The following is an 18,170-nucleotide window of genomic DNA, read 5'->3' on the forward strand; positions in this document are numbered from 1 at the left end:
TGGCTTTACGGGTTAAGCGCGCACCGGCGCAGCCTTGATAGCCGCTGCAATCGCATCACGCAGCGGCTTCGCGCGCAACTGATCATCAAATGGCGTTGGCCGCATCTGCGCGCCATCGTCCCGCTTGGCCTCCTTCCACTCCTGCAGCCAGCTGACGTTATCCGTCATCCCCCACAGCAGGAAATCACGGCACTGGCGATAGCTGAGCGTCACATCCAGATAATCCTTCGCCAGCGCAGCGACGCCGGCATCGCGCGTCTTGATATCCACCGGCAACTTACGGTCGTTGACATCAAACTCGGTAATCAGCAGGCCCAATCCCATGCCAGTTACCTCGTCGAGGAACTTGCGCCATTCGCGCTGCTGAGCGGTGGTACTCAACACGTCCGATGATCCGATATGGCTCTGCAAGCCCAGCGCATGAATCGGCGTGCCGCGCGACTTCAGATCATGCAGCAGCTTCAGCACGCCCGCGCGATGCTTGGCGCTGTCCGCGTCCGGCCCCATGTAATCGTTATAGACCAGCTCCGCCTTCGGCGCCCGCTCATGCGCCAGCCGGAACGCCAGATCGATCTGCGGCACCGCGCCCATGCGCTCGGTGAAGACATTTGACCGCAGTTCACCAGTCTTCTGATCCACTGCCTCGTTGACGACATCATAACTATGAATGATGTCACCGAAATGATCGCACACCGTCACCACATGCTTGCGCAGCAGCGCCTCCGCCGCCTTCGCCGGCTGAGCGCCGAAGTCATATTCATTCACCCACTTCGGCAGCCACTTGGCCTCCTGCCAGACCAGGTTATGCCCGCGCACCAGCATGCCCTGCGACTTCGCCCACGCGTACATCTCATCCGCCGGCCCGAAGTTGTATTTGCCCTGCTGCGGCTCCAGCGCCTGCCACTTGCCTTCATTCTCGGCCACCAGCATATTGCACTCGCGCGCCATCAGCGCCTTGTAGGCCGGGTCGCGGAAGTAACGGCCACCGATCGCGTTACCGACATTCAGGCCTTTACGCTTGCCCAGCACCTTCAGCGGCTCCGGCATTTCAGCGGCGTGCAAAGGCGCCACGCCGCTTGCAGCCATGAGCGCCAGCATGGTACGACGGGATATCTTCATTTTTGTCTCGCTCCTCTTGGAAATGTTTGCTAACATCGCGTCACAACGAAATGATTACGCTACCATAAACCTGGAGACATGATGCGATTTTCTTTATCCGCCGCGCTGGCAGCGCTGCTACTCACGGTCGCCGCAACGGCGTCCGCCGCTGCGCCGCCGCCTGAAGATGGCTACGACCTGTGGCTGCGCTACCGCCCACTGGACAAAGCCGCACAAGCCAGCGTGCAGGCGCAAGCCCGCAGCATCGTGCTGCCCGGCGCGGCCACACCGACCACGCAAGCAGCACTCGATGAATTGCAAAAAGGCCTCGGCGGCCTGCTTGGCCGCGCACCAGCGCCGACCACGCGCATCGCCGATGGCGCCCTGCTGCTTGCCACGCCCGCGCGCCTGCCGGAACTGAACGCATCGCCGCTGCGCGCCGAACTTGCCGCACTGGGCGACGAAGGCTACCTGCTGCGTCAGACCCGCGTGCAAGGTAAAAATGTCACACTGATCGCCGCCAATAGCGACATCGGCCTGCTGTACGGCACCTACGCCTGGCTACGCGACACCTCCACCGGCGCCAGGCTGGAAGCATCATCGGCGCCAACGCTGCAACTGCGCCTGCTGAACCACTGGGATAACCTGAACCGCACCGTCGAACGCGGCTACTCCGGCCAGTCGATCTGGGACTGGTGGGCGCTGCCGGACATCAAGGACCAGCGCTACACAGACTACGCGCGCGCCAATGCCTCGCTGGGCATCAACGGTACGGTCCTCAACAACGTCAACTCCAAGCCGGAAGTGCTGACCGCACCGTTCATCGCCAAAGCCGCCGCTATCGCCGATGTGCTGCGTCCTTATGGCATCAAGGTCTACCTGTCGGCGCGCTGGTCGACGCCATTGGAACTGAAAGAAACCAGCACCGCTGATCCACTGTCGCCGGAAGTGCAAGCATGGTGGAAGAAAAAAGCCGATGAAATCTACAAAGCCATTCCAGACTTCGGCGGCTTCGTGGTCAAGGCCAACTCCGAAGGCCAGCCAGGTCCGCAGGACTATCACCGCACCCACGCCGACGGCGCCAACATGCTGGCCGCAGCGCTGGCGCCGCACAAGGGCATCGTCATGTGGCGCGCCTTTGTCTACGCGCCGAAAGGCACGCATATCGGCGAAGACCGCGCCAAGCAAGGCTTTGACGAATTCAAGCCGCTGGACGGCCAGTTCGCCGCCAACGTCCTGGTACAGGTGAAGAACGGCGCCATCGACTTCCAGCCGCGCGAGCCATTCCACCCGCTGTTCGGCGCACTGAAAACGCCGGTCATGATGGAATTCCAGATCACCAAGGAATACCTGGGCTTCTCGACCGACATGGCCTACCTGGGCACCATGTTTGAGGAAACCCTGCAAGCCGACACCAGGACCGCACCAGGCGGCCGCACTGTGGCCAAGACCCTAAGCGGCATCGCCGGCGTCTCCAACATCGGCACTGACCGCAACTGGGCGGGCTCGCACTTCGACCAGGCCAACTGGTACGCCTACGGCCGCCTGGCCTGGAACCAGCAGGCCAAAGCCAAAGACATCGCCGCAGAATGGGCCGCCCTCACCTTCGGTCCCGACCAGCGCGTGGTTGCGCCAGTGGTTAAAATGATGATGGAATCGCGCGAAACGGTAGTCAACTACATGACGCCACTGGGCCTGCACCACATCATGGGCACCGGCCACCACCACGGCCCAGGTCCATGGGTCGACAACCTGGAGCGCCCGGACTGGAATCCGGTCTACTATCACCGCGCCAGCCGTGATGGCATTGGCTTCGACCGTACCGCCAAGGGCAGCAACGCGCTGGAACAATATGCGCCGGAGTTCGCCCGCCAGTACAGCGATCCGAAGACCACACCGGAGCAGTTCCTGCTGTGGTTCCACCACCTGCCATGGGACTACAAGATGCAGTCTGGCCGCACGCTGTGGACCGAGCTGCTGGCGCATTACGACAAGGGCCTGGCCGATGCGCGCGCGCTGCATGCGCAGTGGGTGGCGCTGAAACCGCTGATCGATGCGCGCCGCTACACGGAAGAAGAACAGCGCCTGACCCGTCAGGTGGCCAACGCCGTCCTGTGGCGTGACGCCTGCATCGCCTACTTCCAGTCGGTCTCCGGCCTGCCGCTGCCAGCCGGAGTAAAAGCGCCTGCACATTCGCTGGAATACTACAAATCCGTGACCTTCCCATACGCCCCAGGCCATTGGTAAGCGCAGCTTGTGATAAAGTTCCGGCTTGACATAGCCATATTATCAACAGAGGACAGATGACTAACAAAAAGGTGAAAGCGGCGCCCGTTGCGGCCGTGCAGAACCGTTCGCAGGCGCCCACGATGGCCGACGTAGCCGAACTGGCTGGCGTCTCCCCGATGACGGTATCGCGTGTCATGAATGGCGATACCAACGTCCGCGAAAAAACCCGCAACCGTGTCGATGCGGCTGTTGCTGCCCTCAACTATGTGCCCAACCAGGCGGCCCGCCGCCTGGCTGGATCGCGCCCGGTCCGCGTCGGCTTCCTGTATTCGAATCCGTCGGCGGGCTACCTGAGCGAATTCCTGGTCGGCCTGCTGAACCAGGCCAGCCCGAACAACGTGCAGCTGGTGGTGGAAAAATGCGAGGCCGATGAACACGGCGTCGAACAGGCGCGCCGCCTGATCGCCAATGGCGTCGACGGCATCATCCTGCCGCCGCCGCTGTGCGACACGCGCAACCTGATCGACCTGATTGCCGCTTCCGGCACGCCGGCCATCACGGTAGCCTGTGGCCAGCCCGACCCGCGCGTCGGCGGCGTCAGCATCGACGACTATCAGGCCGCATACGCGATGACCTGTCACCTGATCGCGCTGGGCCACCAGCGCATCGGCTTCGTCATCGGCCATCCCAACCAGAGCGCTAGCGCGCGCCGCCTGGCCGGCTTCAAGGCCGCGCTGGCCGACAAGCATATGCAACTGGTGCCGGAACTGGTGGTGCAAGGCCTGTTCACCTACCGTTCCGGTCTGGACGCGGCGGAAAACCTGCTGTCGCGGGAGAACCGCCCGACCGCTGTTTTCGCCAGCAACGATGACATGGCGGCCGCCGTGGTAGCCATCGCTCACCGTCTCGGCCTCGACGTGCCGGGCGACCTGACGGTGGCCGGCTTCGATGATACCGCGCTGGCGACCACCATCTGGCCGGAGCTGACCACCGTGCGCCAGCCGATTACCGACATGGCGGAAGAAGCCGTGCAGTTCCTGGTGCGCCTGATCCGCGCCCAGCGCAACGGCACGCCGGAGGAACCGCGCCACGTGGTGATGGACCACACGCTGATCCGCCGCCAGTCCGACGCCGCGCCACGTCTGCGCCCATCGATCAAGAGATAGGCTCATCCCACTTAATCTTTTTTGCACACGCCATGAAAAAATCCGGTCTGCTGCTGCTCTCGTCCCTGTTTGTCGTTTCCGCCCATGCTGCACCGCGCGCCACCACCGCCAGCGGCGCGGCCGAAGGTGTGCTGGAAGCCTCCGGCGTCACCTCGTACAAGGGCATACCCTACGCGGCGGCTCCGGTGGGCAAGCTGCGCTGGCAAGCGCCGCAACCAGCGGCCAAATGGAAAGGCGTGCGCAAGGCCGATCATTTCGGCGCGCGCTGCATGCAGCTGCCGCTGTTTTCCGATATGGTGTTCCGCTCCGACGGCGTCAGCGAAGACTGCCTGTTCCTCAACGTCTGGACGCCAGCCAGGTCGCCCAAGGAAAAGCTGCCGGTGCTGGTCTACTTCTACGGCGGCGGCTTTGCGGCGGGAGACGGCTCCGAGCCGCGCTACGACGGCGAAAGCATGGCGGCCAAGGGCATCGTCACGCTGACTGTGAACTACCGCCTGAACGTCTTCGGCTTCCTCGCCCATCCTGAACTGAGCAAGGAGGCGTCGCACCGCTCCTCCGGCAACTATGGCCTGATGGATCAGGCGGCGGCGCTGCAATGGGTGAAGAAGAATATCGCGGCCTTCGGCGGCGATCCATCGCGCGTGACCATCGCTGGCGAATCGGCCGGCTCCTTCTCGGTCAGCGCGCAAATGATCAACCCGCAGGTCAAGGGCCTGATCGCTGGCGCCATTGGCGAAAGCGGCTCCCTGCTTGGCCAGATGGCGCCGATGCCATTGAACGCGGCCGAGCAAATAGGCGCCAGCTTCGCGCAATCCGTCGGCGCGCAATCGCTGGCCGAGCTGCGCGCCCTGCCCGCCCAGCAGCTGCTGGAAGCACAGAAGAAACCGGGCGCGCGCTTCTTTGCCATTCAGGACGGCTACGTGATTCCGCGTTCGCCGGTGGCCATCTTCGCGGCGGGCGAGCAGGCCAAGGTGCCGCTGCTGGCAGGCTGGAATTCCTATGAAGGCCACTACAAGCAAATCCTCGGCGATGCCGAACCGACCGCCGAAAACTTCAGCGCCGCCTTGCAAAAACTGTATGGCGACCAGGCTGCGGCGGCACAGCAAGCCTACAGCGGGGACGTCAAACAAGCAGCCACAGAACTGGCCAGCGACCGCTTTATCGGCTATGGCACCTGGAAATGGATCGATAGCCACGCACGCACCAGCGGCAAGCCGACCTACCGTTACTACTACACCCGTCCGCGTCCTGGCCAGGAAGGCGCCGGCCATTCGGTGGAAATCGAGTACGCGCTGGGCAATCTCGCCGGGAATAAAGTCTATGCATGGACGGCTGACGATTACGTGCTGTCGGCACAGATGCAGGGTTATTTCGCCAACTTCGTCAAGACCGGCAATCCGAATGGCGCTGGCCTGCCGGAATGGCCGCAAGCCAGCGCCGGCGCGGGTTCGCGCCTGATGCAGCTGGACGTACCGTCTAAAGCCATCAGCGCGACGGATGACGCGCACCAGCAGTTCCAGGAATCCCAGGCACGCCACTGACAAGGCTTTGTATTTTATTGTATCAGCAGGTAATCGATTGAAAACCTGCTATACAATTTATCCTCTTATCAAGAGGAAACAATCCCTATGCAAAAGAAGCTTGGCTTACTGGCCCTCTGCCTGACCGTATCCGCCTATGCGGCAGATCCGTTTGACGACAAATTCCGTCAACTCGACGAAATCCTGCCGACGCCGAACGCCTACCGCACCGCCTCTGGTGCACCAGGCCACGCCTACTGGCAGCAGCGCGCTGACTACACCATCAGCGCCACGCTCGACGAAGCCAAGCGCTCGCTGACCGGCAGCGAGCAAATCACTTATCACAACAACTCACCGGATACGCTGAGCTACCTGTGGGTGCAGCTCGACCAGAACATCTATAAGAAAGACGCCGACGCGCGCATGATGCTCACCCAGCCTTCGCGCGAAGCCTGGGCCAAGCCATCCTCTCCGGATGACGGCTACAAGTTCGAAGGCATGCGCGGCATCCTCGCCGGCCGTGAATTCGACGGCGGTTTCAAGATCAAGACTGTGGCGTCGGGCGGCCAGCCGCTGAAGTACGTCATCAACCGCACGATGATGCGCATCGACCTGCCGCAGCCATTGAAGTCCGGCAAAAAGTTCGTCTTCAATATCGACTGGTCCTACAACATCAACGAGCAGCAGGTGCTGGGCGGCCGTTCCGGCTACGAGCACTTTGACGAAGACAAGAACGACCTGTTCGAAATCGCCCAGTGGTTCCCGCGCATGGCGGCCTACTATGATGTCTACGGCTGGCAGCATAAGCAGTTCCTCGGCACCGGCGAGTTCACGCTGGAATTCGGAGACTACGATGTCCAGCTGACCGTGCCGGCCGACCACGTCGTCGCCTCCACCGGTGCACTGCAAAATCCGAACGACGTGCTGACCGCCGCCCAGCGCCAGCGCCTGGAAAAAGCCAAAACCGCCACCGCGCCGGTGGTCATCGTCACGCAGGAAGAAGCCACCCAGGCCGAGAAGTCGCGCAGCAGCGCCAGCAAGACCTGGCACTTCAAGGCCAACAACGTGCGCGACTTCGCCTGGGCCTCCAGCCGCAAATTCATCTGGGACGCGCAAGGCTTCAAGAAGGATTCGACCGACGTGATGGCGATGTCCTACTATCCGAAGGAAGGCAATCCGCTGTGGGGCAAGTACAGCACCCAGGCCATCATCCACACCATCGACAAGTACAACAAGTACAGCTTCGACTATCCGTACCCAACCGCGATCTCGGTCAACGGCCCGGTCGGCGGCATGGAGTACCCGATGATCTCCTTCAACGGCCCGCGCCCGAGCAAGGACAAGAAAACCGGCCAGCTGACCTGGTCGCAGCAGACCAAGTATGGCCTGATCGGCGTCATCATCCACGAGGTGGGCCACAACTACTACCCGATGATCATCAACTCGGACGAGCGCCAATGGACCTGGATGGATGAAGGCCTGAACACCTTCGTCCAATACCTCGCCGAACAGGAATGGGAAGATGGCTACCCATCGCGCCGTGGCGAGCCACGCAATATCGTCGACTACATGAAGAGCCGGAATCAGGTGCCGATCATGACCAACTCGGAGTCGCTGCTCCAGGTGGGTAACAACGCCTACGCCAAGCCGGCCACTGGCCTGAACATCCTGCGCGAAACCATCCTGGGCCGCGAACTGTTCGACTATGCCTTCCGCGAATACGCGCAGCGCTGGAAGTTCAAGCGTCCTACACCGGCTGACTTCTTCCGCACCATGGAAGACGCATCGGGCACGGACCTGGACTGGTTCTGGCACGGCTGGTTCTACACCACCGATCCGGTCGATATCAGCATCGACGGCATCAACGAATACGGCGTCAGCACCAAAGACCCTGAAAAAGAGAAGGCATGGAAGAAGGCGCAGAAAGACGCGCAGCCTATCTCCGTTTCGGAACAGCGCAACAAGGCGCTGCCGAAGCGTGCGGACGCGCATCCGGAACTGAAAGACTTCTACAACGATCACGACGAGTTCACCGTCACCAACAAGGACCGCAACGCCTACGCTGAAGCGATCGACAAGCTGGAACCGTGGGAGAAGAAGCTGCTGGCCCAGGGCAAGCACCTGTACCTGGTGGACTTCTCCAACCTCGGTGGCATGGTGATGCCGCTGATCCTGGAGATTGAGCTCAAGAGCGGCAAGAAGTACATCGAGCGCATCCCGGCCGAAGTATGGCGCTACTCGCCGAAGAAGATCACCAAGCTGATCGTCACCGACGAGCCGATGGTGGGCCTGACCCAGGACCCATACTGGGAAACCGCCGACATCGACACGTCCAACAATTCGTGGCCACGCAAGGTGTCCCAATCGCGCCTGGAACTGTTCAAGACCGAACGCGATAAAAACAACCTGATGCGCGACTTCAATACGCCACTGAAGAAGGACGAGAAGAAGTGATATTGCGCCGTCTGCGCGCCGTAGCGGCAACCGTGCTGGCCCTGGCCGGCACGGCCGCCCATGCCCATAACTTCCACATGGGCATGGCGGACATCAGCTACAACGAGCGCACTGGCAGCACCGAGATCGTGCATACCTACACCGGGCACGATCTCACCGCGCTGCTGACCAATTTGTATGGCCGCCAGTTTGATCTCGGCCGGGCGGATAGCGAAGCACCGCTGCGCCGCTACGTGGAAAAGCAATTCATCATCACCGGGCCGGATGGCAAGCAGCTGCCGCTGCAATGGGTGGGTGCCAGGGTGGATGCCGACAGCGTCGTCATCTTCCAGGAGATCCCCAGGACCAGGCTGGCCAAAGGCGACCGTATTCATAACGCCTTGCTGATAGACTTCCTGCCATCGCAAAAAAATACCGTTAACCTGCAAACCGATGGCACGACCAAGACACTCATCTTCGATCAACAAAACATCGATCAGATCGCCCCTTAAGTACGCCCTGCTGCTGGCACTGGGCAGCGCCCACGCCGATGACCAGATCCTGCAACGGGTGCTGGTGGATGGCTCACGCACCAATCAACTCGGCGTGGCGGATGCCGCCAGCGCCGGCACCATCACGCAGGACGAGCTGGCGGCGCGCACCGTCTATCGTCCCGGCGAGGTGCTGGAAGCGGTGCCCGGCCTGGTGGTCAGCCAGCATAGCGGCGAAGGCAAGGCCAATCAGTTTTACCTGCGCGGCTTCAATCTGGACCACGGCACCGACTTGCGCACCAGCGTTGACGGCATGCCGGTCAACCAGCGCAGCCACGCACATGGCCAGGGCTGGACCGATCTGAATTTCCTGATTCCGGAACTGGCGGTACGCCTCGACTACAAAAAAGGTCCCTACTCCGCCGAGGAAGGCGACTTTGCCTCGGCCGGCACCGCGTCGGTGGTCTACGCGAACCGCCTGCTGCAGGGCGTTGCCAGCGCCTCCGCCGGCCAGAACGGCTATGGCCGCGCACTGCTGGCGGATTCCATCGAAACCCAGCGCGGCAGCCTGCTGTACGCGGTCGAAGCGCTGCACAACGATGGCCCGTTCACCAATCCGGATAACTACCAGAAGCGCAACGCCGTGCTGCGCTACAGCGAAGGCTACGCCAACAACGGCTTCAATGTCAGTCTGATGGCCTACCAGGCCGACTGGAATTCCACCGACCAGATTCCACTACGTGCCGTACAGGACGGGCAGATCGGCCGCAACGACGCCATCGACACTACCGACGGCGGCAAGGCCCATCGTTACAGCCTGTCCGGCGCCTGGCGCCGCACGGCGGAAGACAGTTCGTCCAAGATCAACGCCTACATCATCGCCAACCAGCTGGACTTGTGGTCCAACTTCACCTACTTCATGGACGATCCGGAGCACGGTGACCAGTTCGCGCAACCGGACAAGCGCGTCACCAGCGGCCTGAACGCCTCGCACAGCTGGCACCATCACACCGAAACCGGCAACAGCGATACCACCATCGGCGTGCAGCTGCAAAACGATAATATCTTCAATGGCTTGCTGAACACCGAAGCGCGGCGCACGCTGTCCGCCACGCGCCAGGATCACATCGTTGAATCCGGCGCCGGCCTGTTCATCGAGAACAGCACGCGCTGGTATCCGGCCCTGCGCACCGTGGCCGGCATGCGCGTCGATGGCTACCGCTTTGATGTGCGCAGCGACCTGGCAGCCAATTCAGGCAAAGTCAATGACCATCTGCTCAGTCCCAACCTGAGCGTCATCTACGGCCCTTGGCAAACGGCCAAGGTGTACGCCAACTTCGGCACCGGCTTCCACAGCAATGATGCGCGCGGCGCCACCATCGCCATCGATCCAAAGACCGGGCTGGTGGCCGACAAGGTGACGCCGCTGGTGCGCTCGCGCGGCATGGAGCTGGGCGCACGCACAGCATGGCTGCCCGGCCTGCAAACCTCGCTGTCGTTATACCGGCTGGATTTCGATTCGGAGCTGGTCTACATCGGCGATGCCGGCGCCACCGAAGCTGGTCCGCCGAGCCGGCGCCATGGCATCGAGTTCTCCAACTACTACAAGCCTTTGAAGTGGCTGTCGGTAGACCTGGACCTGGCTTATGCGCGCGCCCGTTCGCGCGGCGCGGTAGAAGAAGGCCGCTACATTCCCGGCGCAATCGAAGGCACCGGACAACTAGCGGTAACGGTGGATGATGGCGGCCCGTATTCAGCGTCGCTGAAGCTGCGCTACTTTGGCCCGCGTCCGCTGATCGAGGATAACAGCGTGCGCTCCCGCTCCAGCATGACATTGAACGGCCGTTTCGGCTGGAAGATCCGCAAGGACCTGGCGCTGGAGCTGGAAGCGTTCAATATCACCAACCGCCGCGATTCAGCCATCGACTACTACTATGCGTCGCAACTGAAGGGCGAAGCGGCTGCCGTCGCCGACATCCACTTCCACCCGATCGAATCGCGCTCGCTGCGGGCGACGCTGATTAAAAACTTTTAAGCACTGCGCTCATTGAGATTGGCGAAACCGCGCTGGTGCCAGACCGGGTAAGCCGGCGGCACATCACTGGCCTGCTCCAGCAGCGCGTTTTGCTCCGGCGTCAGCGACCAGCCGGTGGCGCCGATATTTTCGATCAGCTGCTTCTCGTCGCGCGCACCGATGATGACGTTGGCGACTGTCTTTTTCCCCAGCAGCCAGTTGAGCGCCACCTGCGGAATCGTCTTACCGGTCTGCTCCGCGACCACATCGAGCGCTTCAACGATGCGGAACAGGCGCTCCTCTTCAAAGTGCGGACCGGTGCCGGCGATGTCGTGCGCCCGCGTGCCCGGTTTCGCCGGCTGGCCACGGCGGATTTTGCCAGTCAGCTTGCCCCAGCCCAGCGGGCTCCAGACCACCGCGCCCACGCCCTGATCTTCGGCCAGCGGCGCGAGTTCCCATTCGTAGTCGCGGTTCAGCAGGGAGTAGTAGATCTGGTGCGCCACATGGCGCGGATAGCCGTAGCGCTCCGAGGTCGCCAAAGACTTCATCAAGTGCCAGCCGGAGAAGTTGGAGGCCCCGATGTAGCGCACCTTGCCCTCACGGACCAGTTGATCCAGCGTGGACAGCGTCTCTTCGACTGGCGTGTTGTAGTCCTGGCCATGCAGTTGCAGCAGGTCGATGTGTTCCACCTGTAGGCGTTTCAGCGAGTTGTTGACCGCTTGGATAATGTGTTGACGGGAGGAGCCGTAATCGTTCGGGCCGTCACCGGTAGGGAACGTCACTTTGGTCGAAATCAGCAGGCGATCGCGCTTGCCCTTGATGGCCGCACCAAGAATCTGTTCGGCCAGGCCATCGGAATAAACATCGGCGGTGTCGAACATCGAGACGCCATGGTCAAGGCAAACATCGATCAGGCGTGACGCGCCGCCGGCGTCCGTACTGCCCCAAGCTTTGAAGAAGTCATTACCACCACCGAAAGTGGCAGTACCAAAACTCAGTTCCGGCACCCGCAAGCCGGATTTTCCGAGACGCTTGAAATTCATCGCAATCCTCCAGTAAGGGCACGCCGCAGCGCGCGGGATTTTTATTGTAGCGCGCAATGCATTCGCGTGCAGAGGCACGGTTGATTGTCAGCTTGATGGGAAGTTGTTTTTTGCTTAAAGTCTGGTGTATCCATCACAGGAACATGCCATGACCAAACGTCTGAACCTCACCGCCCTCATCGCCGGCCTTTTGCTGGCCGTGGGCGCGGCTGCGGCACCCGCGCTGAGCGATCCGGTGCCCATCAATCCCAATCTGAAGCTGGGCAAGCTGGATAACGGCCTGACCTACTACATCGAGAAGAACGCCAAGCCGGCCCAGCGTGTCGAATTGCGCCTGGTGATCAACGCCGGTTCTGTGCTGGAGGATGACGACCAGCGCGGCATGGCCCACCTGCTGGAACACATGGCCTTCAACGGCAGCACGCACTTCAAGAAGCACGAGCTGATCGCCTACCTGCAATCGATCGGCGTGCGCTTCGGGGCCGACCTGAATGCCTCCACCAGTCCAGACGCCACCATCTACATGCTGCCCATCCCGACCGACAAGCCGGGCAACCTGGAGCAAGGCATGACGGTGCTGGAAGACTGGGCCCATGGCCTGACGCTGGCCGACAAGGACATCGACGACGAGCGCCAGATCGTGCTGCAGGAGAAACGCCAGCGCAGCGGCTATGGCATGCGCAATCTCGAAGCGATGCTGCCCAAGCTGGCAAACGGTTCGCGCTACAAGGATCGTCTGCCGATCGGCACCGAGGATTCGATCCTGCACGCCAGCCCGGACGCCGTGCGCCGTTTCTACGCGGACTGGTATCGCCCTGACCTGATGGCAGTCATCGTGGTCGGCGATATCGATCCGGCCGATGCTGAAAAGCTGGTGAAGCGCCACTTTGCCGGCCTGAAGATGCCGGCAAAACCGCGCCCACGCCCGTTGTACACGCCAGCGCCATTGTCCACGCCGGACGCGCTGGTTTTCCTCGACAAGGAAGCACCGGCCAACACCGTTCAACTGTACTACTCGACCTTCGGACGCAAGCCGCCGGAGACCGTCGGTGACTTGCGCGAGGCGCTGGTCAGGCGCCTGTTCGGGCAACTGATGTCCATGCGTTTCAGCCGCATGGCGCTGGTGGGTGAGCCGCCTTTCATCGGCGGCTCCGCAGGTGAAATCGCGATTCCGTTTGGCGTCAACCAGTACGGCTTTGTCGCTGGCGCAGCCGTGGGCAAGGCAGGTGTAAATACCGCAATCGATGCGCTGGTCCAGGAAAATACCCGCGCGCGCCAATATGGCTTCTCTTCCTATAATCTGGACATCGCCAAGAGCAATCTGCTGGCTGCTTACGAATATGCGGCGAAATCGCGCGCGACACGCGATTCCGCAGCCGTGGCGGCGCCATATATCCGCCATTTCCTGGCGGGCGGCGTGATTGCCGGCGCCGACACAGAACATGCTGTCGCCAGGGAGTTGGTGCCATCCATCACGCTGGACGAAGTCAACGCCTACGCGCGCACCATCATCCCGGCCACAGCACCCAAGCTGGTGCTGTATTCCGCCCACACCAACAGCGTCGCCGCCGACCAGGCGCCGCTGACCGGCAGCGAACTGCTGGCGCGCGCCGAAGCCGCTGCCAAGCTGCCAGTGACGAAGATCGAAGACAAGGCGCCGCCGGCCAGCCTGATGAGCTACAAGCCGGAACCCGGCAGCATTGTCGCCCAAAGCGAAGACAAGGCGCTGGGCGTGACCAAGCTGACGCTGTCGAACGGCGTCAAGGTCATGCTGAAGCCGACCGATTTCAGCAAGGACCGGGTGCGGATGCTGGCAGTGCGTCCCGGCGGCCAGTACACGTTCCCGGAAGCCGAGAAGGCCACCGTGCGCTTCGCCAGCGCGGTGCAGAATGCCATGGGCGTCGGCTCGTATAGCCCGTCGGACCTGCAACGCATTTTGGCAGGTAAAAACGTCGCCTTCGTTACGAGCTTGAGTCCTTATGCCGACCAGCTGAACGGCAGCAGCCGCAGCGGCGACATCGAATCGATGCTGCAACTGAACTACCTGGCCATCACCAACCCGCGCCGGGATGAGAACCTGTTCCGTTCCTTTGTCACGCGAGGAGCGGAGACCGTGCGTAACCGCTCCGCCATGCCGGAAATGCGCTTTGCCGAAGCGCGGCTGCAAACCGTTTATGGCAATCATCCACAACTTGATCTGCCACCGAAGCCAAGCGACTACGAGTCGCTGAATCTGGACCGCAGCCTGAATCTGGTGCGTTCGCGCCTATCCAGCGTCAAGGGCATGACCTTCCTCTTTGTCGGCGACTTCGATATCGACGCGCTCAAGCCTTTGCTGGCCACTTATGTCGCCACGCTGCCGGTCGGCGACGTAACGCTGAACTACCGCGATCCCGGCATCCGCCAGGTGCCGGGCGTGGTGCGGAGCGAAGTCAAGGCCGGCCTTGAGCAAAAGAGTACCGTCACCTTCGACTTTGGCGGAGACGTGGCGTATTCCAATACCGATTCCTGGTCGCTCGGCCTGCTGAGTGACGTGCTGAACCTCCGCATCACCGACGAACTGCGCGAGAAGCAGAAGCTGATCTACTCCGGCAGCGCCAGCGCCAGATACGAGAAAATACCGCGCGGCCAGTATGGAGTCGGCATCACGCTGCCAACATCGCCGCAAGATGTGGACAAGGTGGAAGCCGCGCTATGGAGCGAGATCGAACAGTTGCAAACACAAGGCCCGACAGCGGAAGACTTGAACAAGGTCAAACAGGCGAGGCTGCAAGCATATCGCCGCCTGCTGCGCGAGAACGGCTACTGGCTGAACAACCTGCGCATGGCCGCGCTGGAGGACAGGGACCCGCATGAAATCCTGGCCATCGAGCAGCGCATCAACGCTGTCACCGCTGCGGACATCAAGGCTGCCGCGCAGCGCTTCCTCGACCGGAAGAATTATGTGGAGATGGTGCTCAAGCCGGAGGAGTGAGCCACTGCCGGCGCGGTAAGTAGCTGTAATTTGATCCAGGTCATATTTTTGCTGCTTCAATCTCATTCATACTGGTGCCACACCAAATGAAAAGGAGAGAAATCATGAGTAGCAATGTCGGTACTGTGGATCGGGCCCTGCGTGTGAGCGTGGGGCTGGGATTGATCGCTGCCGCATCCACTGGCTTGATCGGCGCATGGGGTTGGGCTGGCGCCGTGCCGCTGCTGACCGCGCTGTCCGGCGTGTGCCCGCTGTATCGTGCCGTCAGGCTGTCATCGCTGGAAGTGCATCAGAACTATCGCCCTCAACTCGACGCGGCATTGAAATAATAGTTGTCGCCCTCGTCAACGTAGCTGCCAACGAGATGCATTCCGGCAGCTGCAAGCAGACGCTGATACGCCGCCTCGCCGAGTGACACCGACCTGCGTCCAGTCTGAAGGTCCTGCCACTCACATCGTTCGCGCGGTGCACTGAACAGGAAGCGTCCACCAGGCTTGAGTGCCTGGCCGACGCGTTCGATCAGCTTCTGCTGATGCGCTTCCGTCAACAGGAACATCAGTCCCACCGCAATCGCGCCGTCGAACTGGCGATCGAAAAATGCGCTGTCTTGCGCCGCCTCGCAAGCGGTTGGCCCGTCAGGAAAACGAAGCTGGAAAGCCGACAACAGTGTAGGCGATGCATCGACGCCGGACACCGCAAAGCCCTCCTCTATCAAGGCTAGAGAAACCGGCACACCAGCGCCGCAGCCGATGTCCACGATATCGCCGCCTGGACGCAAGGTCTTCGCCCACTGTTTCACCACGCCGCTGCCGATAGCGGAGCGCGCAGCAAGAAAGTCAGCCGCAATCGCTTCCCAGCCGCCGGAAGGATCTTCCGGCTTATTTTTTGCTGACCTGTCGTGCGGTGTCATGGTACTGCCACAGTACGTTGATGATCTTCCATTCGCTCTGCTGGTTTTTGTACAGATGCATATAGTCGATCCACTCGTCGGCCGTCAGCTTAACAGTGGCAACGCGCTGGTCGACGTCGAGGATCTTGATATCGACCCTGGGCTGAGCAGGGAATTTGCTGCCGTCCTTGTTATAGGTATTGGCGACGCGAACCATCGCGTCATGGTCGGTATTAATGATGAATTCCGATCCATCCGCTGCCCGCCAATAGGTGCGCTTGGCGAGCTTGGGATCGATGCCGCGTGCCATGCGCGCGCCATCAGGCTTGTGCTGCGACTCGATATAGTCGCGCACCGCGCGTTCGATCAGCTGGTTATCGTTGACATCAGCGGCTTGCGCCAGCAACGGCGATACGGCGAACAACAGCAACATCAAAGCACGGTTCATGAGGCACCTTACTGGCGATGGCGACTTCGGCAAAAGAAATACACATTACCCTCGTCGCCGTTGTCGTTGAATTTGCGGATTTAGCCAGCGGGAACGCCAGGCCGTCCTCATTCTTCCACAGAACAGCTGCGGTAGCCAGAGACTTCTTATCAGAACTCTTCCCACTCGTCGTTAGAGGAGGATGCCGCTTTCAGTTTCTGCGGCGCCGGCTTGGGCCTTGCGGGTGTTGCGGGCCTCGCGCGCTGCACCGGCTTCGGCAGTGCGCTCACCGTTGCTGCCGGGCGGGCTGGCGGCGCGTAGACTTGCGTCGCGCCGATCTTGAACACGCTGACCACTTGTTCCAGCTTGTCCGCCTGATCGCGCAGCGTGGCGGCTGCGGCGGCGGTCTGCTCAACCAGCGAGGCATTCTGCTGCGTGGTCTGATCCATCTCCGTCACCGCGCGGTGCACCTGCTCGATGCCGTCATTCTGCTCCTGCGTGGCGGCGCTGATTTCGCCGACGATATCGGTGACCTGCTTGATGCTGGCCACCACTTCGTGCATGGTGCTGCCGGCCTGCTCGACCAGCCTGGTTCCCGAGCCAACCTTCTCCACCGAATCATCGATCAGTTCTTTAATTTCCTTGGCGGCGGAGGCAGAGCGCTGCGCCAGATTGCGCACCTCGGTCGCCACCACCGCAAAGCCACGGCCCTGCTCACCCGCGCGCGCCGCTTCCACCGCCGCGTTCAGCGCCAGGATATTGGTCTGGAACGCGATGCCATCAATGACCGAAATAATATCCACGATCTTGCGCGACGATTCGTTGATCGAACCCATGGTCACCACCACCTGCTCCACCACCGAACCGCCTTGCGTCGCCACCTCGGATGCCGAGCGCGCCAGCTGATTCGCCTGGCGCGCATTGTCCGCGTTCTGACCGACAGTGGACGTCAGTTGCTCCATGCTGGCCGCCGTTTCCTCCAGCGCCGCCGCCTGCGACGAGGTGCGCTGCGACAGGTCGCCAGTGCCAGCCGCGATCTGCTGCGACGCCGCGCCTACTGCGCTGGTCGACGCGCGCACGGTGTCGATCACGCCCGCAATCTGCTCCAGCAGCTTGTTGAACGCCACTGCGGTGTGGCCGATTTCGTCCATGCGCTCAACCTTGATCTGTTTGGTCAGGTCCAGCGATTGGCTCACATCTTCCAGCGTGCTGCGGATCGACGCCAGGCTGCTCTTGATGGTGCTGAACAGCGACCAGGCCAATGCGCCGGTCACCAGCACCGCCAGCACAATCACCGTCACCAGCAGGCGAAAGGCGAAGTTGTACTCGGCCAGGCTCTCCACCCGCACGTCTTCAATCAGCTTGTTGTTATAGGCGATGTGATCGTCGAAAGCCTTCTTCAACGCCGCCGCTGACGTGGCCAGTGGCGTGCCAGCTTGCAGCGTGGCGCGTACCGCGTCCAGGTCGCCCGCATGAGCGCCGGCGATAAACGGCACCAGCGTCTGGCGGTAAGTCGCCATGGCCGCCTTGTCGGCTTCCAGCATCTTGCGATCCGTCTCGTCGAAAATGCGTTCTTTCTCGTAGACCGCGATCACCTCCTCAAACTTGGCGTGGGCGTCGTTGTAAGCTTTGTCCAGCGCGCTCTTGTCGGTCAGGTTGGAAAACACCGACAGGCGATAACCGGCCAGACGGGTATCAGCCATATAGCCCTTGGCGATATTCAGGCTCGCCAGGCTCGGGATCAGGCGGCTCTGCACCATCTCCAGCCGCTGCTGCGCATTCGACAGCTGCTTCAGGCCGGAGACGCCCACAAAGATCAGCGCAGCCAGCGCCAGTGATAGAGTCAGAATCAAACGTTTTGTAATCGTCATTGCCATTTTCCCAAG

The 18,170-nt window shown here is 61.6% G+C and carries 13 protein-coding genes; 8 read left to right on the top strand and 5 right to left on the bottom strand.

All coding sequences use genetic code 11. The features are described from left to right. Nucleotides 1–12: 12 nt before the first annotated feature. On the bottom strand, nucleotides 13–1,119 hold the full coding sequence (locus BLS51_RS14755; RefSeq protein WP_090184504.1) for an endo-1,4-beta-xylanase: 1,107 nt from the start codon (nucleotides 1,117–1,119) through the stop codon (nucleotides 13–15). Between the two features lie 81 nt (nucleotides 1,120–1,200). Here BLS51_RS14755 and BLS51_RS14760 point away from each other — a divergent pair, with 81 nt between their 5' ends. From BLS51_RS14760 to BLS51_RS14785, 6 genes are all read left to right on the top strand, one after another. Beyond that, nucleotides 1,201–3,345, top strand: coding sequence for an alpha-glucuronidase family glycosyl hydrolase (locus BLS51_RS14760; protein WP_090184502.1), 2,145 nt, complete (start codon nucleotides 1,201–1,203; stop codon nucleotides 3,343–3,345). A 56-nt stretch (nucleotides 3,346–3,401) separates the two neighbouring features. Beyond that, nucleotides 3,402–4,493 (top strand): LacI family DNA-binding transcriptional regulator, encoded by a 1,092-nt coding sequence (locus BLS51_RS14765; RefSeq protein ID WP_090184498.1) that lies wholly within the window; start codon nucleotides 3,402–3,404, stop codon nucleotides 4,491–4,493. Nucleotides 4,494–4,525: 32 nt separating this feature from the next. Then, nucleotides 4,526–6,034, top strand: a complete 1,509-nt coding sequence (locus BLS51_RS14770) for a carboxylesterase/lipase family protein (RefSeq protein ID WP_090184495.1) — start codon at nucleotides 4,526–4,528, stop codon at nucleotides 6,032–6,034. Between the two features lie 87 nt (nucleotides 6,035–6,121). Further along, the gene (locus tag BLS51_RS14775) at nucleotides 6,122–8,467 is read left to right on the top strand and encodes a M1 family metallopeptidase (protein WP_090184492.1); all 2,346 of its coding nucleotides are present in this window, start codon (nucleotides 6,122–6,124) and stop codon (nucleotides 8,465–8,467) included. Further along, entirely contained in the window at nucleotides 8,464–8,958 is a 495-nt protein-coding gene (locus BLS51_RS14780; RefSeq protein WP_090184489.1) for a DUF6702 family protein, read from the top strand. Before BLS51_RS14775 ends, BLS51_RS14780 begins: the two co-directional genes overlap by 4 nt. Further along, the gene (locus BLS51_RS14785) at nucleotides 8,900–10,972 is read left to right on the top strand and encodes a TonB-dependent receptor (protein WP_090184486.1); all 2,073 of its coding nucleotides are present in this window, start codon (nucleotides 8,900–8,902) and stop codon (nucleotides 10,970–10,972) included. The genes BLS51_RS14780 and BLS51_RS14785 overlap by 59 nt, the downstream gene beginning before the upstream one ends. Here BLS51_RS14785 and BLS51_RS14790 read toward each other — a convergent pair. Then, nucleotides 10,969–11,994: an aldo/keto reductase gene (locus BLS51_RS14790; RefSeq protein WP_090184483.1), complete on the bottom strand. Its 1,026-nt coding sequence runs from the start codon at nucleotides 11,992–11,994 to the stop codon at nucleotides 10,969–10,971. The two genes, BLS51_RS14785 and BLS51_RS14790, sit on opposite strands and share 4 nt — an antisense overlap. Nucleotides 11,995–12,142: 148 nt before the next feature. Here BLS51_RS14790 and BLS51_RS14795 point away from each other — a divergent pair, with 148 nt between their 5' ends. Both BLS51_RS14795 and BLS51_RS14800 read left to right on the top strand, forming a co-directional pair. Further along, a complete protein-coding gene (locus tag BLS51_RS14795; protein WP_090184480.1) occupies nucleotides 12,143–14,968 on the top strand; it encodes a M16 family metallopeptidase in 2,826 nt (941 codons plus the stop codon). Between the two features lie 104 nt (nucleotides 14,969–15,072). After that, nucleotides 15,073–15,297: a YgaP family membrane protein gene (locus tag BLS51_RS14800; protein WP_090184478.1), complete on the top strand. Its 225-nt coding sequence runs from the start codon at nucleotides 15,073–15,075 to the stop codon at nucleotides 15,295–15,297. Here the strand turns inward: BLS51_RS14800 and BLS51_RS14805 are convergent. The 3 genes from BLS51_RS14805 to BLS51_RS14815 form a co-directional block, all read right to left on the bottom strand. Then, complete coding sequence (locus BLS51_RS14805; RefSeq protein WP_090184475.1) at nucleotides 15,273–15,878, bottom strand: class I SAM-dependent methyltransferase; 606 nt, start codon at nucleotides 15,876–15,878, stop codon at nucleotides 15,273–15,275. The genes BLS51_RS14800 and BLS51_RS14805 overlap by 25 nt on opposite strands. Continuing rightward, entirely contained in the window at nucleotides 15,847–16,305 is a 459-nt protein-coding gene (locus BLS51_RS14810; protein ID WP_090184472.1) for a nuclear transport factor 2 family protein, read from the bottom strand. The genes BLS51_RS14805 and BLS51_RS14810 overlap by 32 nt, the downstream gene beginning before the upstream one ends. Nucleotides 16,306–16,454: 149 nt before the next feature. Then, nucleotides 16,455–18,155 carry a methyl-accepting chemotaxis protein gene (locus tag BLS51_RS14815; RefSeq protein ID WP_090184470.1) on the bottom strand — a complete coding sequence of 567 codons (1,701 nt, stop codon included), beginning with the start codon at nucleotides 18,153–18,155 and terminating at the stop codon, nucleotides 16,455–16,457. Nucleotides 18,156–18,170 lie beyond the last annotated feature (15 nt).

The sequence above is a fragment of the Duganella sp. OV510 genome (genome assembly GCF_900100205.1).
Lineage (GTDB): Bacteria > Pseudomonadota > Gammaproteobacteria > Burkholderiales > Burkholderiaceae_D > Rugamonas.